This is a genomic window from Arenimonas sp. GDDSR-1 (genome assembly GCF_025980345.1).
GTDB lineage: Bacteria > Pseudomonadota > Gammaproteobacteria > Xanthomonadales > Xanthomonadaceae > Arenimonas.
Window position 1 is genome coordinate 1 of the sequence record NZ_JAPDUI010000031.1, and the last position, 20362, is coordinate 20362.

20 protein-coding genes and 4 tRNA genes are annotated in these 20362 nt (G+C 60.5%); 8 read left to right on the forward strand and 16 right to left on the reverse strand.

Annotated elements, in window-relative coordinates; all coding sequences use genetic code 11:
* The 12 genes from Q0W88_RS06595 to Q0W88_RS06650 form a co-directional block, all read right to left on the reverse strand.
* On the reverse strand, positions 1 to 143 hold a 143-nt coding region (locus Q0W88_RS06595; protein WP_297801394.1), incomplete at its 3' end, for a GTP-binding protein.
* Between the two features lie 59 nt (positions 144 to 202).
* Positions 203 to 278 (reverse strand) — tRNA-Thr (locus Q0W88_RS06600).
* A 34-nt stretch (positions 279 to 312) separates the two neighbouring features.
* A tRNA-Gly gene (locus tag Q0W88_RS06605) sits at positions 313 to 386 on the reverse strand.
* A gap of 32 nt (positions 387 to 418) precedes the next feature.
* Positions 419 to 504, reverse strand: a tRNA-Tyr gene (locus tag Q0W88_RS06610).
* Between the two features lie 55 nt (positions 505 to 559).
* Entirely contained in the window at positions 560 to 1651 is a 1092-nt protein-coding gene (gene ychF, locus Q0W88_RS06615; RefSeq protein WP_297801354.1) for a redox-regulated ATPase YchF, read from the reverse strand.
* Positions 1652 to 1679: 28 nt separating this feature from the next.
* Complete coding sequence (gene pth / locus Q0W88_RS06620) at positions 1680 to 2264, reverse strand: aminoacyl-tRNA hydrolase (protein WP_297801356.1); 585 nt, start codon at positions 2262 to 2264, stop codon at positions 1680 to 1682.
* Positions 2265 to 2312: 48 nt separating this feature from the next.
* Positions 2313 to 2996: a 50S ribosomal protein L25/general stress protein Ctc gene (locus Q0W88_RS06625; RefSeq protein WP_297801358.1), complete on the reverse strand. Its 684-nt coding sequence runs from the start codon at positions 2994 to 2996 to the stop codon at positions 2313 to 2315.
* Between the two features lie 124 nt (positions 2997 to 3120).
* On the reverse strand, positions 3121 to 4077 hold the full coding sequence (locus tag Q0W88_RS06630) for a ribose-phosphate diphosphokinase (protein WP_297801360.1): 957 nt from the start codon (positions 4075 to 4077) through the stop codon (positions 3121 to 3123).
* Positions 4078 to 4106: 29 nt separating this feature from the next.
* Positions 4107 to 4183 (reverse strand) — tRNA-Gln (locus tag Q0W88_RS06635).
* 6 nt (positions 4184 to 4189) lie between these two features.
* On the reverse strand, positions 4190 to 5065 hold the full coding sequence (gene ispE, locus Q0W88_RS06640) for a 4-(cytidine 5'-diphospho)-2-C-methyl-D-erythritol kinase (RefSeq protein ID WP_297801363.1): 876 nt from the start codon (positions 5063 to 5065) through the stop codon (positions 4190 to 4192).
* Complete coding sequence (locus tag Q0W88_RS06645; RefSeq protein ID WP_297801365.1) at positions 5058 to 5582, reverse strand: outer membrane lipoprotein LolB; 525 nt, start codon at positions 5580 to 5582, stop codon at positions 5058 to 5060. The genes ispE and Q0W88_RS06645 overlap by 8 nt, the downstream gene beginning before the upstream one ends.
* Before the next feature lie 47 nt (positions 5583 to 5629).
* The gene (locus Q0W88_RS06650) at positions 5630 to 7285 is read right to left on the reverse strand and encodes a tetratricopeptide repeat protein (RefSeq protein WP_297801367.1); all 1656 of its coding nucleotides are present in this window, start codon (positions 7283 to 7285) and stop codon (positions 5630 to 5632) included.
* Between the two features lie 51 nt (positions 7286 to 7336).
* On the opposite strand from Q0W88_RS06650, the gene hemA reads away from it, so the two are divergent.
* From hemA to Q0W88_RS06675, 5 genes are read left to right on the forward strand one after another with little or no spacing between them, the layout of a single operon-like run.
* On the forward strand, positions 7337 to 8602 hold the full coding sequence (gene hemA, locus Q0W88_RS06655) for a glutamyl-tRNA reductase (protein WP_297801370.1): 1266 nt from the start codon (positions 7337 to 7339) through the stop codon (positions 8600 to 8602).
* On the forward strand, positions 8589 to 9680 hold the full coding sequence (gene prfA, locus Q0W88_RS06660) for a peptide chain release factor 1 (RefSeq protein WP_297801371.1): 1092 nt from the start codon (positions 8589 to 8591) through the stop codon (positions 9678 to 9680). The genes hemA and prfA overlap by 14 nt, the downstream gene beginning before the upstream one ends.
* The gene (moaB, locus tag Q0W88_RS06665; RefSeq protein ID WP_297801373.1) at positions 9677 to 10183 is read left to right on the forward strand and encodes a molybdenum cofactor biosynthesis protein B; all 507 of its coding nucleotides are present in this window, start codon (positions 9677 to 9679) and stop codon (positions 10181 to 10183) included. The genes prfA and moaB overlap by 4 nt, the downstream gene beginning before the upstream one ends.
* Before the next feature lie 14 nt (positions 10184 to 10197).
* Entirely contained in the window at positions 10198 to 10980 is a 783-nt protein-coding gene (gene ppk2, locus Q0W88_RS06670; protein WP_297801375.1) for a polyphosphate kinase 2, read from the forward strand.
* A gap of 2 nt (positions 10981 to 10982) precedes the next feature.
* Positions 10983 to 12446: a tetratricopeptide repeat protein gene (locus Q0W88_RS06675; RefSeq protein ID WP_297801377.1), complete on the forward strand. Its 1464-nt coding sequence runs from the start codon at positions 10983 to 10985 to the stop codon at positions 12444 to 12446.
* On the opposite strand, the gene Q0W88_RS06680 is transcribed toward Q0W88_RS06675, so the two are convergent.
* Together Q0W88_RS06680 and Q0W88_RS06685 are read right to left on the reverse strand one after the other, a co-directional pair.
* Positions 12433 to 12915 (reverse strand): TlpA disulfide reductase family protein, encoded by a 483-nt coding sequence (locus Q0W88_RS06680; RefSeq protein WP_297801379.1) that lies wholly within the window; start codon positions 12913 to 12915, stop codon positions 12433 to 12435. The two genes, Q0W88_RS06675 and Q0W88_RS06680, sit on opposite strands and share 14 nt — an antisense overlap.
* Positions 12916 to 12929: 14 nt before the next feature.
* Positions 12930 to 14237: a YihY family inner membrane protein gene (locus tag Q0W88_RS06685; RefSeq protein ID WP_297801382.1), complete on the reverse strand. Its 1308-nt coding sequence runs from the start codon at positions 14235 to 14237 to the stop codon at positions 12930 to 12932.
* Here Q0W88_RS06685 and wrbA point away from each other — a divergent pair.
* Genes wrbA through Q0W88_RS06700 form a run of 3 tightly spaced genes read left to right on the forward strand, consistent with a single transcriptional unit; the run spans position 14236 to position 15716 of the window.
* On the forward strand, positions 14236 to 14826 hold the full coding sequence (wrbA, locus tag Q0W88_RS06690; protein WP_297801384.1) for an NAD(P)H:quinone oxidoreductase: 591 nt from the start codon (positions 14236 to 14238) through the stop codon (positions 14824 to 14826). The genes Q0W88_RS06685 and wrbA overlap by 2 nt on opposite strands.
* Positions 14823 to 15206, forward strand: coding sequence for a DUF2069 domain-containing protein (locus Q0W88_RS06695; RefSeq protein ID WP_297801387.1), 384 nt, complete (start codon positions 14823 to 14825; stop codon positions 15204 to 15206). Before wrbA ends, Q0W88_RS06695 begins: the two co-directional genes overlap by 4 nt.
* A gap of 24 nt (positions 15207 to 15230) precedes the next feature.
* Positions 15231 to 15716, forward strand: coding sequence for an asparaginase domain-containing protein (locus tag Q0W88_RS06700; RefSeq protein ID WP_297801388.1), 486 nt, complete (start codon positions 15231 to 15233; stop codon positions 15714 to 15716).
* A gap of 4 nt (positions 15717 to 15720) precedes the next feature.
* Here Q0W88_RS06700 and Q0W88_RS06705 read toward each other — a convergent pair whose 3' ends face one another.
* Positions 15721 to 17106 carry a M20/M25/M40 family metallo-hydrolase gene (locus tag Q0W88_RS06705; protein WP_297801391.1) on the reverse strand — a complete coding sequence of 462 codons (1386 nt, stop codon included), beginning with the start codon at positions 17104 to 17106 and terminating at the stop codon, positions 15721 to 15723.
* Between the two features lie 109 nt (positions 17107 to 17215).
* The coding region (locus Q0W88_RS06710; protein ID WP_297801393.1) for a hypothetical protein at positions 17216 to 20362 on the reverse strand (3147 nt) is incomplete at its 5' end.

A 20362-nucleotide genomic window follows, 5' to 3' on the forward strand; every position in this document is an offset into this window, starting at 1 on the left:
TCGTAACCCTTGAATTCGCCGCCGAAACGCTCCGCGCCGACCTTCGTCAGGGCCGCAGTCAGCGTGGTCTTGCCATGATCCACGTGGCCGATGGTACCCACGTTCACGTGGGGCTTGGTACGTTCGAACTTACCTTTTGACATGGTGATCTCTCAAGCAAATTGTGGAATGGAGGCCAATCCGCGGACGGACCGGGTGAAACTGGTGCTCACGAAAGGAATCGAACCTTCGACCTCTTCCTTACCAAGGAAGTGCTCTACCGACTGAGCTACGTGAGCGGCAACACAAACAACAAAATCAAACGCGGTTTAATGGAGCGGGATAGGAGAATCGAACTCCTGCGATCAGTTTGGAAAACTGAGGTTCTACCATTAAACTAATCCCGCCTTTGCATCAAAGCTGGAAACGCATCAAACACTGGTGGAGGGAGGTGGATTCGAACCACCGAAGGCGTAAGCCAGCAGATTTACAGTCTGCCCCCGTTGGCCGCTTGGGTATCCCTCCAGAGTTAGCCCGTTATTTTCGCTCGATATTCGGGCTTTGTCAACGCCTAAATGGCTCAGACGTTAAACCGGAAGTGAAGGACGTCGCCTTCCTGCACGAGGTAGTCCTTGCCCTCCAGACGCAGGCGTCCGGCCTCTTTGGCGCCGGCCTCGCCCTTGAACTGGATGAAATCGGCGAAAGCGATGGTTTCGGCCCGGATGAAGCCCTTTTCGAAATCGGTATGGATGACGGCGGCGGCCTGAGGAGCGGTGGCGCCCTTATGGACCTGCCAAGCCCGCACTTCTTTGACGCCCGCCGTGAAATAGGTCTGCATGCCCAGAAGCGTGTAGCCGGCACGGATGACCCGGTTCAGACCCGGCTCGTCCAGGCCCAGATCGGTCAGGAATTCCTGGCGCTCATCGTCCTCGAGCTGGGACAGCTCCTCTTCGATGGCCGCACAGACCGGAACCACCTGGGCCCCCTCGGCTTCGGCCCGGGCGCGGACCTTGTCCAGATGCGGATTGTTCTCGAAACCGTCTTCGAGCACGTTGGCCACATACATGACCGGTTTCAGGGTCAGCAGGAACAGGTCGCGGACCAAGGCCTTCTGTTCGGCGTCCAGACCCAGCGCGCGGGCGGTTTTACCCGCATCCAGACCGTCGCGGAGCAGCTGCAGCACCGGCTTGCGGGCCATGGCATCCTTGTCGCCGGCCTTGGCCAGCTTTTCGGTGCGCAGCAAGGCCTTCTCGACCGAGTCCAGGTCCGCCAGCGCCAGCTCGGTATCGATGGTTTCGATGTCCGAGATCGGGTCCACTTTGCCGTTCACATGCACGATTTCACCGTGTTCGAAACAGCGGACGACATGCGCTATGGCATCCACTTCACGGATATGGGCCAGAAATTTGTTGCCCAGGCCCTCGCCTTTCGAAGCGCCGGCAACCAGACCGGCGATATCGACGAATTCGAAGGACGTTGGCAGCACGCGTTGCGGTTTGACGATCTCCGCAAGTTGGGCCAAACGCGGATCGGGCACCGGAACGACGCCCGTATTGGGCTCAATGGTGCAGAACGGAAAGTTCGCCGCAGCAATACCCGCCTTGGTCAAGGCATTGAAAAGTGTGGATTTTCCGACATTCGGCAAGCCGACGATACCGCATTTGATGCCCATAATTAACCTCTGTGAGTGACCGTCCGCGTCATTTCGCGGCCGGTGTATGCAACTGTTTCATGGCGTCGTTGAAACGCCCCTCGGCCAGCAACGGCACGATGCCGATGGCTGCTTCCACGGCCTGCGCGATGGCGGCCGCATCGTCGGCAGCAGGCCGACCCAAGACCCAGGGGGTGACCTTGTCTTTATGTCCCGGATGGCCGATACCCAGACGCAGGCGATGGAATCCGCCGTGGCCGAGCTGCGCCATGGTATCGCGCAGACCGTTCTGACCACCGTGACCGCCATCGAATTTCAGACGCGCGGTGCCTGGCGCCAGATCGAGCTCATCGTGGGCCAGCAGGCAGGCGGCCGGATCGATTTTCCAGTAATGCAGGCCGGCAACCACCGGACGGCCGGAAACATTCATGAACGTCTGCGGTTTCAGCAGATGGATGGCGCGCCCCGCCACCGTGATTTTGGCGGCCTCGGCCTGCAGTTTTTTCTCAGTATTCCAGCGCGCGTGGTATTTCTCGGCCAGCGCATCAATAAACCAAAACCCGGCATTGTGCCGGGTTCGGGCGTATTCGGAGCCGGGATTGCCCAGACCGACGATAAGCGAAATCGCTTCCATAACCAGATGCCGCCCTTGCCGGAATCCCGACAACGGCGGCAAAACCCGTTACTTCTTCTTGGCAGGCGCAGCGGCCGGCGCAGCGGCAGCTTTGGCGGCTTTGGTCGACGGCACTTCGGCGCCGGCTTCCGGTGCCGCGGTGTCTTCTTCCTGGCCACGGGCATGCTTGGCGATGACGACCGCCAGATCATGCTCTTTACCGAGCTTCAGCGCAGGCAGCGAGACGCCTTCCGGCAGTTTCAGCGCCGACATGTGCACGATGTCGCCGGCGGTCAGAGCCGACAGATCGACCTCGATGAATTCCGGCAGATTGCGCGGCAGGCAGACGATGGTGATTTCGTTTAGCTCGTGGGTGACGATCACGCCGGCGGTTTTTCCGGCCGGGGATTTTTCCTGGTTCAGGAAGTGCAGCGGCACGTTGAAACGGATGGCTTCGTTTTCATCGACGCGTTGGAAATCCAGGTGCATGATCTGCTGCTTGAACGGATGGCGCTGCATATCGCGCAGCAGGACGCGCTGGCCCTTGCCATCGACGTTCAGGGTGAGAATCGAGGCATAGAACCATTCGTTCTGGCTGATGTGCCAGAGGTGGTTGTGTTCGACCTGGATCGATTCCGGAGCGGCGCTGCCGCCGTACACGATGGCGGGCACCTGGCCGGCATGACGGAGGCGGCGGCTCGCACCTTTGCCTTCATCCTTGCGGGCACTTGCATTGAGTTGATGTTCTGACATAAAAATCACCTTATTGACTAGCGTTAAACCGCCTCGCGGCGGGGAATGTGCTCATTCGCGACCAAATGAGCAGAGTTTGGGTTTTTGCCGTCCGCGTGCGACCGGCCCCCACCCACAAAATGAATCAATCGACGTACAGCGAACTGACCGACTCGCCCAGCGCGATGCGCCGGATGGTTTCGGCCAGCACTTCAGCCACGCTCAGCTGGCGGATGCGGCCACAGGCCTTGGCCGCGTCACTGAGCGGAATGGTGTCGGTCACCACCAGCTCGTCAAGCGCCGAATTGGTGACGTTGGCAATGGCGGCACCGGACAGCACGGCATGGGTACAGTAGGCCACGACCTTGACCGCGCCCTGCGCCTTGAGGGCGTTGGCGGCGGCGCACAGTGTACCGGCGGTATCCACGATGTCATCGACCATGACGCAGGTCTTGCCGGAGACATCGCCGATGATGTTCATCACCGTGGCCACATTGGCGCGCGGCCGGCGTTTGTCGATGATGGCCAGATCGGCATCATCCAGACGTTTGGCGATGGCGCGTGCACGCACCACGCCGCCAACGTCCGGCGAGACCACGATTACGTTGTCGGTGCCGTGATTGCGCCAGATATCGGCAAGCAGCAACGGCGAAGCGTAAACGTTGTCGACGTGGCAGTCGAAAAAACCCTGGATCTGCTCGGCATGCAGGTCCATGGTAATCACACGGTCGGTATTGACCACGCTGAACATCTTGGCGGCCACCTTGGCGGTGATCGGCACCCGGGCCGAACGCGGACGGCGGTCCTGGCGGGCATAGCCGAAATACGGCACCACGGCAGTCACGCTGTTGGCAGCGGCGCGGTTCAGGGCATCGATCAGCGCCAGCAGCTCCATCAGGTGTTCGGCGGAAGGGGCGTTGGTCGGCTGGATGACGAATACATCCTGGGCGCGGACGTTTTCCTCGATCTCAACCTGCACTTCCCCGTCGGAGAACTTGCCGACCAGGGCTTTGCCCATGGGCACGCCGAGCTCCCGGCATACCGCTTGCGCCAAGGGGCGATTCGCATTACCCGAAAAAACGAGCATGTTTTGCTTACTCATCGTTGGCCCTTGACGCATTGTTCAGAAATTGGCTGGGGCGGTAGGATTCGAACCTACGGATGCCGGGATCAAAACCCGGTGCCTTGGGCCTCTTGGCGACGCCCCAATTTCTTCATGTAATGGATTCGTGCCGCGCCGACCGCAAGGCCTGCAACAGCGTCGACTCCGGTGCTGACGGCACCACCCAGGAGCGGTAGCCTTCAGGCAATCCGGCCTGCGCGTCCAGCGCCGTTTCTTTCGAATCGAAACGCAGGAAACACCCGCCTCCGGTACCGGTAAGCGCAACCTTGCCGAAGCCCGCCATGGCCGTGAACACCGAATCGATCCGGGGTTGCAGCGCGCGGACTACCGGTTCAAATGCGTTATCGAGCAACGAACCACTTACGTAGCCCGCTATTTTCACCAATTTTTGGTCGCGCGTCAATTGCGGTGATTGAAAAAGTTCAGCGGTCGGCACGTGCACACCGCTGTCAATCAGCAAAAACCAAGCCTGTGGAAGCTGAATCGGGGTTAATTGTTCACCCACCCCCTCCGCCCAGGCATTTTGTCCGTGCACGAAAACCGGCACATCCGCCCCGAGCCCGAGGCCGATTTCAGCCAGACGCGCTTCCGGCAGATTCAGGCCCCAGAGGTGATTGAGGGCCACAAGCACGGTAGCGGCATCGCTGGATCCACCGCCGAATCCGCCGCCGAGAGGAATCCGCTTATCAATTGCAATGTCCGCACCGGAAGCGCAGCCGGTCGCGGCCTGCAGGGCTTTCGCGGCACGCACGGCGATATCTTCGGCCTCCGCAACTCCGTAGCCGGCCGAAGCCGCACGCATGATACCGCCTTCCGGACGCAGGCGAAGATGCACGGTATCGCCCCAGTCCAGCAGTTGGAATACGGTCTGCAGGGTGTGATAGCCGTCGCTGCGACGGCCGGTAATGCGCAGAAACAGGTTGATTTTGGCCGGAGCCGGCCAACTGCTCCATCCGGATTCAGTCACGGGGAAGCTCCTGCCACTGATCGATGACCAGCCGAAGCCGGGTTTCGCCGCGCTCGATCTCGATTTGACCGGGCAAGCGGACCGGTTCATAGCGCCAATCGGCGTACCGCCAGGACCACTGCGCAATGCGCAACGCGCCGGCCGATGCGGCGGCATCGCGCTCGGGCATTCCCGGCCAAAACGCCCGCAAGCCCTGCGGGAGCGAGGGCAGCGGCGCCGGTACCTGCAGCAACTCGGCCAACAGGGCTTCCGGCGTTCCCGTTTTCACAGGCTGACCTGCCGCATCGAGGATCTGGGCCTGAATCGCATCGAAACGCAGATGCGCCGAGCCCATCGCCAGTGGACCGCTAATCCGGACGTCCGATGTGCCACCGGTCTGCTGCCAGCGGATCCTTGCCGAACCGCCCTTTCCGGCATGGGCAAAGGCCAAACGGCCGGAAAAGGCCCAGTCCTCATGCGCGGCCAGATATTCCGTGCGCTCGGACTCGCTGTGACTGGAATGCTGGCGATTGGCCACGGAGGCGCAACCCGTCAGAATCAAAAGCGCCGGTAACACAAGGAATTTCAACGCAGCTGCTCCTGCAAGGCCAGCAGTTCGGCCTCCGACGCATCGAGCTTCAGGCCTTTTTCAAGGTAGTCGTTGGCCTGTTGCCGATTACCCAGCCGAAGGAATACTTGGCCCAGATGACCGGCCGTCACCGCCGAGGGGGTCAGTTGCCAGGCCTTCTGAAGCGGAGCGAGCGCTTCCTGATGCCTGCCCAGCCGGTAGAGGACATAGCCGTAACTGTCGAGGATTTCCGGTTGCTCGGGCGCCAGAAGGAAAGCCTGCGTTATCGGCTTGAAAGCCGCACGCGGTCTATCGAGCTCCTTGGCCAGGGTGAACCCGTAGGCATTGAGCGCATCGGCATCGGCAGGCGCGGACCGCAGGATGGTCTGCAATTCCGCCATGGCGGCATCCACCCGTCCCTGTCCGAACAGACGCATGGCGTATTGATAGCGCAGCGGATTGGCATGTGGCCAATAGCCGAGGCCACGCCGGTAAACGGCGTTGAGCGTATCGGCATCCTTTTCATCGCTGCGCAGGACGCGATGGAACTGGATTTCCGTCTGCAAGGCATCGCGGCGTATTTCGTCGGACAGTCCGGCATCGGCCGCAACAGCCTGCAGCTGCGCGAATGCGGCCTCGCGCCGGCCCTGGCGGAACAGAACGACCGCCAGACGGATGCTTGCCGTGGTCGGCACGCCGGCCAGCAGCGCCTCGCGGTAGAACGCTTCCGAGGCCGGCCAGTCCTTGATCAGCTCCGAAAGCGAGCCCTGCAGCAACGCCCGCTGGAAATCGTCCAGAGCCGTGTCTTTGCGGAGTTGCGCCATCAGGGTGCGGGCCCGCGCGTCATCCATCGCCCTACTCAGCAGCACGATCCGCTGATAATAGATCCCGCTGTCCTGCGGAAGCGCCTCAAGCCAACGCATCTGCTGGGTGGCATCGCCGTTTTTCTGTGCCAGAACCAGCATGCTTCGGCCTTGCCATTCGGTCAAATCCAGAGGATCAAGCGCCTGCAGGCGCCGTTTGCAGGCCTCTGCAGTCCCATCCAGGCATTCGCGGATGGTCACGGCCAAAGCCGCCTCCGTGCTTTTGGGCGGCAGTCCGCGCTGCAAGCGGTCTGCCACCGGATCCAATCGCCACTGGAAGGCGTATTGGAATAATTCGAAGCGCTCCGCCGTGGTGAGATCCTGACGGTCCGCGTAGCCGGTCAATGCCGTATTGAGCGCCGGCTGATGCGCCACGGTGTTCGCATCCACGGCGGCACGCGCGGCGAAAACCGCGCGTTCATCGGAATGCCGGAGCAGCGTGCGCCAGGCCTGTTGTGCCGCAGCGGCCTGATCCGCCCGCAACGCCGTATCGAAACGCTGCCGGATCAGGTCGACCTGGGTGGCGTCCGCCAGTGCCGGTGCGCCCTCGAGCGTCGCCAGCCAGGCACTTTCACCGAGCACCGTCGCCAATTGGCTGCCGCGCAAAAGCTCTTCGGCACTGAGTTGATCGGCGGGCAGCGACTGGTAATAACCGAACGACCGCCTGAAATGGCCGGACTGGAACTGGAACTCGCTTTCCAACAGGGCCTGCAACCGGGCCGCCGGAATTGCAGGAACATCCGCACGCACCGTTGCCGGCAATGAAACCGACAACACGGCAAACAGGACGCTGAGGGCAAATGGGCGCATACAACACAGTGTACACAGGCTAAAATAAGCCGTCATCGTCCGAGCCCCTCTATGTCCCTGTTTGTCCTTGGCTTGAATCACCAGACCGCGCCGGTTGAACTGCGCGAGCGCGTGAGCGTGTCGGAAAGCCTGCAGGCACAAGCCCTTGCGGCACTGATGCGGGTGCCCGGGGTCGAGCAGGCGGTGTTGCTGAGCACCTGCAACCGGACCGAAATCTACAGCCATGTCGCTCCCGAACATGAACCGGGGCTGGCGCGCTGGCTGGCCGAACACCACGGCATCGCCCCCGAGGCGCTTGCCGGCTATCTTTACCAGCATCAGGACGAACAGGCCGTCAGACACCTGTTCCGGGTCGCCTCCGGGCTCGATTCGCTGATCATGGGCGAACCGCAGATTCTCGGCCAGGTCAAACAGGCCTGGGCACTGGCGCATCAACAGCAAAGCGTGCATGGCGTGCTCGATCGGCTGTTCCAGCAGACCTTCGCTACCGCCAAGCGGATACGTACCGAAACCCGCATCGGCGCCCACCCGGTTTCCGTTGCTTACGCCAGCGTGAAACTGGCCCGCCAGCTGTTCAGCCAGCTCGATCAGTCCAGCGTGATGCTGATCGGCGCCGGCGAAACCATCGAATTGGCCGCACAGCATCTGGCACAGGCGAATGTCAAACGAATGGTCATCGCCAACCGGACGCTGGAGCATGCCCAGACGCTCGCTTCCCGATTCTCGGCCTACGCGCTGCCCCTGTCGGATGCCGCCAAGCACCTCGCCGAGGCCGATATCGTCATCAGTGCCACAGCGAGCCCGGTTCCGGTCCTGCAGGCCGCCGACATCGCCGCCGCCATCACCCGCCGCCGGCATAAACCCATGCTGCTGATCGATTTGGCGGTTCCGCGCGACATCGCACCGGAAGCCGCGGATCTGGATGATGTTTATCTCTACACGGTGGATGATCTGGATCATGTTCTCGAAGAAGGACGCGCCTTCCGCCAGCAGGCCGCGGCGGAAGCCGAAACCCTGATTGCCCTGCATGCGGAGCACTTCTTCACCGAACTCAAAGCCATGGAACACCAGGGCGGTCTGCTCAAACTGCGGCAGCGCGCGGAACGCGAACGCGATCTGCAGCTGGACAAGGCCCGGCAGGCGCTGGCGCGCGGCGAAGATCCCGCCGCGGTGCTGGAAGTTCTGGCCAACCAGCTCAGCAACAAATTCCTGCATGCGCCGACCACGGCGTTGAAACAGGCCGCCCGCGACGGCGATACCGCACTGATCCGCGCCGCCGAACAGATTTTCCAGCTTGATTCCGATGCTCAGTCCTAAACTGCTGCGGAAACTCGAACACCTGGCGGAGCGGCATGAAGAAGTCGGACGCTTGCTGTCCGACCCAGGAGTCATCGGCAACAACACCCGCTACCGCGAGCTGTCCCAGGAGTATGCGCAGCTGGGTCCGGTGACTGCCGGTCTGGCGGCCTATCATCAGGCCCAGCGTGATTTGCTACAGGCGGAAGCCTGGCGCTCGGATCCGGAAATGCGCGATCTGGCCGAAGAGGAAATGCCACGGCTGAAAGCTGCACTGGCCGAGCTGGAATCGCAGCTTGGCCTGCTGCTGATTCCGGCCGACACCCGCGATGACGCCAATCTGTTCCTGGAGATCCGTGCCGGTACCGGCGGCGATGAAGCCGCCATATTCGCCGGTGATCTGTTCCGCATGTATGCCCGCTATGCCGAACGCAAACGCTGGCCGCTGGAAATCCTATCGAGCAATCCGGGCGAACACGGCGGCTACCGGGAAATCATCGCACGCATCGAAGGCAAAGGCGCCTTCTCGAAATTCAAATTCGAATCGGGTACGCACCGTGTACAGCGCGTACCGGACACCGAAACCCAGGGGCGTATCCACACTTCGGCGGCGACCGTGGCTATCCTTCCGGAAATGGATGAAATTGCCGATATCGACATCGCCCCGAACGACATCAAAACCGATACTTTCCGCGCCTCCGGTGCCGGCGGCCAGCATGTCAATAAAACCGACTCGGCCATCCGCATCACCCATCTGCCAACCGGCATCGTGGTCGAATGCCAGGATGAGCGCAGCCAGCACAAGAACCGCGCCCGGGCGATGAGCCTGCTGAAGGCCCGCCTGCTCGACGAACAACGGGCCAAACAGAATGCAGTGCAGGCAGAATCGCGTCGCCTGCAAGTCGGCAGCGGTGATCGCAGCCAGCGTATCCGCACCTATAATTTTCCGCAGGGTCGGATTACCGATCACCGTGTGGAAGGACTGACGCTCTACCGGCTGCCGGAAATCATCGCTGGCGATCTTGATGAACTCATCGAACGGCTGACGGTCGAAAACCAGGCTGACGAACTGAAAATGCTGACCGAGGGCAACCCATGACGACCGCACTCAATCTCTGCGTTCTGACTATTAGCGATAGCCGCACCGAAGCCGACGATGCCTCCGGCATGTTCCTGTGCACGGCACTGCAGGTGGACGGACACCGGCTGCACGCACGGGGTCTGTTGCCGGATGACAAATACCGGATCCGCGCCCTGCTCTCGCAGTGGATTGCCGATCCGGCGGTAGATGGCATCCTGTGTACCGGCGGAACCGGCTTTACCGGCCGCGACAGTACGCCCGAAGCGGTGCAGCCCCTGCTCGACAAGGAAATGCCCGGCTTCGGCGAGCTGTTCCGGCAGCTAAGTTATGCCGACATCGGCACCTCCAGTCTGCAATCCCGTGCGTTTGCCGGACTGGCCAACGGCGTATTCATCTTCTGCCTGCCGGGCTCGACCGGTGCCTGCAACCTGGCCTGGAACGGCATCATCCGCCATCAATTGAACCCCGCCACCAAGCCCTGTAATCTGGTCTCACTCAAACCACGACTGCGCGAACACTGAGCCCAGGAGGCCGCATGACCAAGAAAATCGGCAAAAAAGAATACGAGGCCGAGCTTGCGGAACTGCAGATCGAACTCAACCGCATCGCGCATTGGGTGCAGAAGAACGGCAAGCGCGTGCTCGTGCTGGTCGAAGGACGCGATACCGCCGGCAAAGGCGGTGTCATCGCCGCCATGAAAGCGCACATGAACAGCCGGTCCTGCCGGACCGTGGCACTGGGCAAACCGACCGAAGCCGAATCAAGCCAGTGGTATTTCCAGCGCTATCTCGCGCATCTGCCGGCAGCCGGCGAATTCGTGTTCTTCGACCGCAGCTGGTACAACCGGGCCGGCGTGGAAATGGTGATGGGTTTCTGCACGCCGCAGCAGACCCAGGCTTTCCTCAAGCAGGCGCCGGTACTCGAAAAGCTGCTGGTCGATGATGGCATCCTGCTCTTCAAGTATTGGCTTTCCGTGGACCAGGATGAACAGGAAAAACGCTTCCGCGAGCGGCTGGACGATCCGCTCAAGCAATGGAAACTGTCACCGGTCGATGTGCTGTCGCGCTCCAAATACGATGAGTACACCGCAGCACGGGAAGCCATGCTCGAAGCCACGCATACCAAGCATGCCCCCTGGACCCTGGTCGACTTCAACAGCCAGAAACTCGGGCGGCTGAACCTGATCCGCCACTTCATCGCGAATTTTCCCGATGAATCGGTCAAGGTCATCACTCCCGAATGGAAGCCCCTGCCGGGCAAGCCGAAGAAAGAGCGCTACCGGGTTCCGCCCAAACCGATCAAGCCCTATAAAGGTTGAGCATGAATCCCATTACACCGGAAGAAATTTCGCATTTTCTGCAATCTGCAGAGTCAGCAATCCGCGACAATGATTTCAGGCGCGCGCTGGCGGCTTTGGATAATGTATTGGAAAACAATCCGGGCCACGAGACTGCATTGCTTTACAGTGCCCAGTGCAGACATGCACTAGGCAATTATTCCGAGTCTGAGAAACTGTTCAAATCCCTGCTGGGAAAATATACAGGCGTCGCTTTTTACCACCACAGTCTGGCACTTCTCTACAATGACTGGCAAAAACCGGAAATGGCGATGGTTCAAGCTCGTCATGCTGTCGCCCTGATGCCCGGGGCCGCAGAGGCATGGGCGCAGCTTTCGCTGGCTTATCGCAGCATCGGCGACGGCAAGAATGCGCTGGATGCAGCCGAACATGCCGTCAAGCTTTCACCGACCAGCGATGCACTCAAACACCGTGCTTATGCCAACCTCATGCTGCATCGTGCGGATGAGGCAAGCAGGGATTTCGCTGACAGCATGCGAACGGCCTTCGGAGGATCCTCCGCGCCATGGCGGCCTGAATTCATCAATACAACGCCGGCCAAACTATGCCACGATATCGAACAGTATGCCTATCTTCACCAGCTGACCGGAAATCCGGCATTTCTAAACCTGTCGAATAGCCACCGGCAATTTCTCGGACGTTTGCCGCCGGACATTCCTCGCGACCAGATCATTACGCTGACCCCGGCTGCAATGGCCGAACTCGGCCATGCCTACAATCGACTGCATTATTTTTCCGAAGCATCCCGCGTAGCCGGCTCCGCCATCAATACCGAACGTGACTTCAAGCAGATCGAACAGGACTACCATGGCCGCAGCCCAGGCATTACATGGATTGATGATTTTCTGCGCCCCGAGACTTTGCAGGCACTGCGCAGGTATTGCCTCGAAAACACATTCTGGTTCGATTTCCGGCATCCGAACGGCTATCTCGGCGCATTGATGGAAAATGGCTTTGCAGCGCCGCTGCTGTTCCAAATAGCCGAGGATCTTCGCAGGCATCTTCCGGAAATTTTTCTGGACTATCCGCTTTTCCAGATGTGGGCATTCAAATACGACAGCAGCCTGCAGGGCATCCAGATGCATGCGGATGTGGCGGCGGTCAATCTCAATTTTTGGATTACACCTAACGAGGCCAACCTCGCGCCCGAAAGCGGTGGTCTCGTAATCTGGAACAAGGAAGCGCCGCAGGACTGGCAGTTCCAGGATTACAACAGCGGAAGCGGAGACCGTCAATCTCGCATAACTGAATTCCTGAAATCCAGCGGAGCCGAACGCATTACCGTTCCGTATCGACAAAACCGCGCAGTACTGTTCAATTCCGACCTTTTCCACAGCACGGATGAAATTCGCTTCCAAGAAGGATATGAAAATCGCCGTATAAACATCACTCTGCTTTTTGGCAGGCGCCAGACTATCGCGAATTGAGGTCCATTGCCTCTTCGATTTCTGATGGCGTCACCGGACCCAGGAACGTCTTGGACACCTTTCCGCCGGGCGCGATCAGAACGGTCATCGGCAGCCCGCGCGGCGTTTCGAAGTACTGCGGCGGATTGTAGACATCGATGATGGCGAACGGATAATCAATCGGATGGTCTTTCAGGAAGGCCTCCATGTCGGCACGCTCGATTTCCTCATACGCCAGACCGATGAACTGCACGTCCTTCCGGGTCTTGGAAAAGGCGTTGAAGTCGGGAATTTCCTTCAGGCAGGGTGCGCACCAGGTGGCCCAGAAATTCACCACCACCCACTTGTCACGGTGATCGGCCAGGTCGAATTTTCCGCCTTGGAAGGTATCCACGCTCAGCGCCGGGGTTTCCTTGGACGCTTTGAAAGCCGGATCCGGAGCTGGCTTGTCGCTGCAGGCGGCCAGGCCAAGGACCAGCAATGCGGTCATAAAGGATGTTTTGATCATGGCATCGGAGCCTCGGGAAAGCACTGGGAAAGCGGTCGTTCCAACGGGGTTTTCAAGGACCCACGCAGAACGTCGATTATAGGCAGTATAAGGGCATCGATGTCATCACCCTGCGAAGGCAGCGCGATGTCCTCGACCGGAATCCGCAGTCCGAGCCCCTGATGCAGATCTTTCAAGGTGTGCATCGACAGCGGGCCACTGAGCCACCAGTGGTCATGGCTGTCGCTCTCGATCAGGCCGATCCCGGCCATTCCGGCCAGATAGCCGCGAAGCATGGGCTCGGCGATGTTCGGCTCGAGCAGGGACAGCGTGTTGAACGGAAGGTGCGCGTTGCTTGCCTGCGCTTGCCGGAAGCGGGCCACCAGGCGCAGCACCCAGTAGAAATCGAGGCCTTTGGCGGCACGGACTGCCTTCGGGCGGTACCGGAAAGAGGCGAAGGAGGCGGTCAGAGAGGCTCCGAACAGCACGACCAGCCAGACCGCATACAGCCAGACCAGGGTAATCGGCACCACCGCCATGGCTCCGTAGATATGGCGGAATGAAACGGACTGCAGGTAAATGGCAAAAAGCCATTTCAGCAGTTCGAACAGGACCGTGGCAATGGCGCCGCCGGTAAGGGCGTAACGCAGCGGGACGGAACGGTGCGGAATCAGCCAGTAGGCCGCACTGAAACCGAAAAATTCAATCACCGCCGGCGCCAGCATCAACCCGGCGCCATCCAGAAATCCCGGCGTGTAATCGGCCAGATTGATGTACACGCTCAGCGCCGAATTCAGCGCCAACAGCGAAACCACGCACAGCGATCCGAGCGTCAGCAATCCCCAATAGGCTAGAAAACGCAGGAGTTTCGGCTTGGGCGCCGGCACGCGCCAGATCCGGTTGAAGGCCTTCTCCACGCTCCACATGGTCAGCCCGACCGACAGCAGCAGGGCCAGAACGCCTTTGGCCGGCAGGGTCCGGGTGCTGTCGGTGAAGGTGCGCAGACGCTGCTCGAGATTGTCGGCAACGCCGGGAACGAAGTTGCTGAACATGAAATCGACCAGATTCTGCGTCCATTGATCGAAAATCGGGAAAGCGGCCAGCACCGCGAACACCACGGCTGCGAACGGCACTACGGCCAGAATGCTGGTGTAGGACAGCGAGCCGGCGGACTCGAAACAGCGGTCGTCGATGAAGCGCTTGAGAAGATGGCGTGCAAAATTGCCGATTTTATCGGCTTTGTGCGCATGCGGACCTTCCAACAGCTTTGTTTTGAGCCTGTGCATTGCTAAAGTATAGCAATGCTCACAGCCAGGCGCCGACATGACCGAAATCCTCATTCTCTACTACAGCCGCAACGGCTCAGTGGAACAACTCGCAAACCACATCGCCCGCGGCGTCGGGGAAAGCGGTTGCACGGCCAGGCTGCGCTGCGTTCCTGCGGTTTCCGCCAATCATCTGGCCACCGAACCTGCGGTTCCTGATTCGGGAGCCCCCTATGTCAGCAAGCAGGATCTGGCCGAATGCGCCGGCATCATCCTCGGCAGTCCGACCCGCTTCGGCAATATGGCCGCCCCGATGAAATATTTCTGGGACGGCACCGGCGCCGAATGGGCCAGCGGGACACTGGCCGGCAAGCCCGCGGCGGTCTTCACCTCCACGGCCACGATGCACGGCGGCCAGGAATCGACGCTGCTCAGCATGCTGCTGCCCTTGCTGCACCATGGCTGCCTGCTGGTCGGCATTCCCTTCACCGAATCACGCCTGTCCAGCACGCGGACCGGCGGCACGCCCTACGGCGCCAGTCATGTCAGCGGCGGCGACGGCAAACAACCGTTCAGCGAGGATGAAACCGAACTGGCCAAAGCGCTCGGCCGTCGTGTGGGCGGCATCGCGTTGAAGCTGGGCGCATGAGCGCGGTAAGCAAGCGCCCGGGCCTGGGCAAACGCTATGCCATCCTCGGCATTTTCGCCATGCTGGTCTGGATGGCGGCCTGGCTGTCCTGGCTGTCACCGTCGGAGATCTTCCCGAAACCAGTCGCCACCGGCCTGGCCATCGCGCCGATACTGCCGGCCGCCCTGCTTGCCCTGTTTCGACGGCCTTCCGCGGTGTTCTGGGGCGGCGTGGCGGCCCTGCTGTATTTCTGCCATGCGGTGAGCGAACTTTGGACGGTGCCGGAAATCTGGCCCATGCCGCTGGTGGAATTGCTGCTGGCGCTCTGGATCATCTTTGCCGGCAACTGGGACGGCCTCGAAGCCAAACTGTTCAAGCGCGGCGGCACCGGAAACGCGTAAAATATCGGCAACCTGGAGATTCCCATGCAATCCCTTCTAATCCTGACCACCGGCGGCACCATCGACAAAATCTATTTCGATGATAAATCCGACTATCAGGTCGGAGAACCGCAGATCGGCCGGATTCTGAAGGAACTCGGGGTGGTGATTCCCTTTACCGTGGTTCCGGTCATGCGCAAGGATTCCCTGCACATCGATCAAACCGACCGCGAATTGCTGAAGACCACCATCGAAAGCCGAGAAGAATCCCACATCCTGATTACCCACGGCACCGACACCATGGTGGAAACCGCCCGAGTGCTCTCGGCGATTCCCGGCAAAACCATGGTATTGACCGGCGCACTCAATCCGGCCAGCTTCCGGGGCTCCGATGCGGAATTCAACATCGGCACCGCGGTCGGCGCGGTGCAGAGCCTGCCACCGGGCGTTTACATCGCCATGAACGGCCGCATCTGGGATCCGGCCAAGGTCAAGAAGAACGTCTCGGCGAACCGCTTCGAAGCGGTCTGAGGCCCTACTTCGCCAACTCCGTCATCAGCACGTGCCAGTGCTTCAGGCCGCGTGCAACGGTCGATACCGGAACGCGTTCATTGAGGCCGTGGGAATAGTCATCCTCCGGCCGGACATAAGCGCCCGATACGCCATAGGAGGGAATGCCGGCGGCTCTGAAATACAGGCTGTCGGTCGCGCCGCTAGACATCCCCGGCACCACCGGCAACCCTTTGAAATTCGCATCCACCGCCTTGCGCACGGCCTGCAGGACATCATCGCGAAGCGGCGAGGCATCGCTGGCAAACGCTTTGCCCACTTCCGTGACCTTGGCCTGCGGATCGGCAATGACTTCCGCGATCCGGGCGCGGACGCTTTCCACAGAAACCCCCGGGAAAATCCGGCAATTCACGGTGGCCGTGGCCAACTGCGGCAGCGCATTTTCGGCATGACCGCCGCTCAATAGCGTGGCCACGCAGGTCGTGCGCAGGGTGCCGACGTATTCAGGGTCCGCCGCAATCACCGCAACGGCAGCGGCATCGTTCGGATTGTCGGCAAAGCGCAGCATGGCCTTGCCGAGCTCGCCGCCGATCTGCCGGCCGGTGAACCGGAACGAGGCCCGCGTCTGTTCGCTGCTCTGTGCCGGAAATTCATAGGTGGACAGTTTCTGCAGCGCGGCAGCCAGTTGATATATGGCATTGTCCTTGCGCGGCCTTGAACTGTGGCCGCCCGGATTGCTGACGGAAATGGCGAAGGTAGCGAAGGTCTTTTCGGCGGTCTGCAATCCGTAGACCACCGCCTTGCTGTCAGTGGCCAAGGTGCCGCCGCCGCCATCGCCGTTCAGCAGGAATTCGGCATCCGGGAACCGGGTGCTCAAGGCCTGCGTGCTGCGCATGTCGGTTTCTTCATCGCCGGAAAACACCAGAATGATGTCCCGTGAAGGCGAAAAACCTTCCGCTTTCAGTTTCAGCAGGGTACTGACCGTCAGCGCCACATCCAGCTTGTTGTCGTAGACGCCACGTCCGTAGTGGTAACCGTTTTCAGTAATCATGGTGAACGGGTCGCGGGTCCAGTCGGAAGCCACCGCTTCGACCACGTCCATATGATTTGACACCAGCATCGGCCGCTTGCTGCCATTGCCGCGGTAGCGCGCCACCAAGGTCGCGGTATCTTCAAAGCGTTCAACCTTGACATCGTCCGGACTGAAGCCGCCGTCAATCAGTGTCTTGGCAAGGAATTCGGCCATGACCGGAACCTGGCCCTGCCCTTTGACCGTTTTCATCGCCACGATACGGCCGAGCAGATCGGTGGTGGTACGGACATGGGCCTGATCGGCTGGTGCGGCCTGTACTCCGGTGCCGAATGCGGCACCCAGAACCAAAACGATACGGGCGAGGGTCGGTGATTTCATTGATTTTCGTGAAGTGAAGAGCAGACCTTCAGCCTAGCATAAGAGCCCGTCGAACGGCAGGCAAGAAAAAAGCCGGCGCCCTTGCGGACGCCGGCCCTGTGCCAACCGGTCAGTAGGTGCCGACGAAATTCAGGAACCAGCCCTCATGGGTGAAATCCAACTGGGTCAGATCATCGCTGAAATCGGTGAAATTGTATCCGATGCCCAGACGCAGATTATTGTTAAGGTGCCGGTCCACGCCGACCAGCCAGCCCTCGCGGGTACCGCCGTCGTAATCGGTACGAAGATGGCGGTACTCGATGAGCGCGTCCCAGGCATATACGGTTTCATAGCGTGCCTGCAGTGCCCACAGATCGGCGGCGCTGTCGAACCACGGCCCGGCATTGCGGGTGACACGGGCTTCACCGCTGCGGTGCGCCAGTTTGGCGGCCATTTCCCAGTCGGTATTGATCCGGTAAATGCCTTCCAGCGAGAACACATGCGAACGCTGGTCGTAATCCGACAGGCTGTCCTGGCCGAAGCTGCTCAGATCATACAGATAGGTATAGCGGCCGAGCACGTTGAAGCGGTCATCCGAGGCCGGACGGTAGGCAAAACCGACATTGGCTTCGACGAATTTGGCATCATCGAGGGCATCCAAACGGTCTTCGGTATCACCGAAGTTCAGGCGGGCGGCGATGCGCAGGTCGTCATTGACTTTATACAGCAGCCGGTTTGTACCGACCCACTGGCGGCGTTGCTCGGCACCGGTATCACGCCGGTATTCGAGGCGGCTGTTCCAGGTCACATTCTGATCGGTGTAACCGCCGTTGACGCTGTAGGCATTGCGCGTCACCGTGCCGCTGGCGCCTTCGAGATCACCGTACTGCAAGGTGAATCCGGTGGTCCAGCCCACGCCCGGATAGAAGTCGAGGCCGAAGGTGTGGGCGATGCCGCTTTCCTCGTTCGATTTCAGGAACTGGCTCTCGTTGAAGATATTGACCTGGCTGGACACCCGCCAACGCTGGCCGAAGGTGAATCCGGTCGGGACCGAACGGTTGTAAAGCGTATCGTTGACCGTACTGTCGGTGGAATACGTATAGTTGCCGTAGAACGAATGTTCCGGGCTGACGCGGTATTCCGCACTGACGCGGGCGGCGTCTCCACGGTCACCGGTGGTGTACTCGGCGCCGACGCTGGACAGATTGGCGAAGTTGTATTTGGCGCCGGCGGTGAATGCGTCGTTGTCGGCATAGGCGCCGCCGTCATCATTCAGGGTGAACTGGGCGATGCCGTAAAGTTCCGTTTGCGGGTTGACACGCTGACCGTAACGGAAGGCCGCCAAGGTTCCGCTCGAGGAGACATTCGCAACGGTGTCGGTAACCCGGCGGATCTCGCCGGTCACTTCGATGTCGGCGTTCGGGCGCCATTGCGCCTGAAGCTGGGTCTGTTCGACACGGTTCGTTCCGCGGCTGGCATCACTGTAACGCCCGGCAATCCGCCATTGCGCATTGATGTCACCGGCGAATTCGGCCCCTTTTTCTTCGACGGCCAGACCTGAATCCAGACGCGAGATCGAGAAACCGTCATCGACATTGCGCCACCATGCACCGGCCGTCCATTCCTGGCTGCCGAATCCCATTTCCTTGAAGTTGACGCGCGCTTCGACACTGTCGGCATCACCCTCGCGCGGGCCGTTGCCGACCGCGTTGATCTGCGTGAACGTCAGGCCGCCGTTGTCCGAATAGAACACCGGAGCACTGGTGGCTTTCGACTGCGCGTGTTCGAGTTTCAGGTAGGTACCGCGGCCGGCCTGAATCGTCACATCCACGCCTGCAAGACTGTAGTCGTCACCGGCACGGTTTTCCTCGACATAGGTGCCGCCGACGGCAACATGTTCGCCGAACCACTGTTTGCCGCGCAGGCCGACGCTGGATTCATCACTGCTGAATCCGCTTGGAATGTATTCGTAATCCACCATTAACCGGTTTTCGAAACCATCCAGCGGCCGATCGCGGGTAATGCTCGGCAGATTCTCCCGGGCAATCTGCGACAAGGGCCGCGACAGGATCAGACGCCCCTGGATTTCGTCGATTTCGTAATCGGCGCCCTGTACCAGTTCGACACGGGATTCGACCCGGCCGGTGGTGAGGTCGCGGACTTCCAATACGACTTTATCGGAACCGGGCAACAGATCGGTATGGCGCAGGTAATACAGACTGCCGCCTGTACCGAGGAACTCGGTGTGGCCGGCCGCACTTTCCGCCTGCGCACCGAAAGCCCGCAGTTCGCTTTTGGGGTCGCCGAGCTTGGTCGTCTGCGTTCCGCGCCAGTTGGCGGCGGCGCCGTAAAGACTGCGCGTGTACTGGCCGTATTCGGTACCGGTGATGCCGGTATTGAAATTGCCCCACAGCAGCTGGTTCTTGTCCCAGTCGACCCGCACATACAGGCGGCCCTGGGTATCGACATCGCGGTAGCTGGTCGAGTCATCGCCGTAAACCGGATAATACTGATCCGGATCGAGGCGGCGGAACACATCCCGCGGATCGGACTCGAGGAAGCCGCTGAACATCCGCGACAGTTCCTGTTCGCGGGTATCGGCCTGGGCGGTGATCAGATACTTGCCCTGCACCTTGCCCTTCAGATAGAAGGCCAGGCGGCCTTCGCTCAGGAAGCCGTCGTACTTGTCGTCGGCACCGACCGGAACCACGCCGCCGCCGGAAGAATTATCGGACAGCGTTAAATCGGCCATGGCGACCATGAACATGTATTTCCCGGTGACGGGCACATTCAGGATCTGGGTGCTTTCGGCGCCGTCTTTTCCGGTCAGCTGCACCTCGAAACGGTGGATACCGACCGGCAACAGGTATTCCGCGGCGAATTTGTTCTGCAGGTCGACCGGATAGCTTTCACCGTTGATGCGGAGCTGGGCGTTTTCCGGCAGATCCTCGCCGCGGACGCGGACACGTGAGCCGTAAACCGGAATGTTCTGCTGGCGCAGACCGTTGCCGAGGAAGCTGCGGTCAAGTAGTTGCCGGTCGCGGATCTGCTCGGCATTCAATCCGAGTTCATTGGCATCCGCCGAATTCAGCAGGCCCTGGCTCTGCTTCTCGACGTCCTCCGGGCGTGCCAGCTGGATCCGCTGCGGATGGGTTTCATCGAAGTTGCCGGCGGCGTCATAGGCACGGACCACGAACACGAGGTCGTCGCCGGTACGCAGATTCAGCCCTGCGGGCAGCTCGCCGTTCCAGTCCACCGAAGCGATATTGTCGAGCGG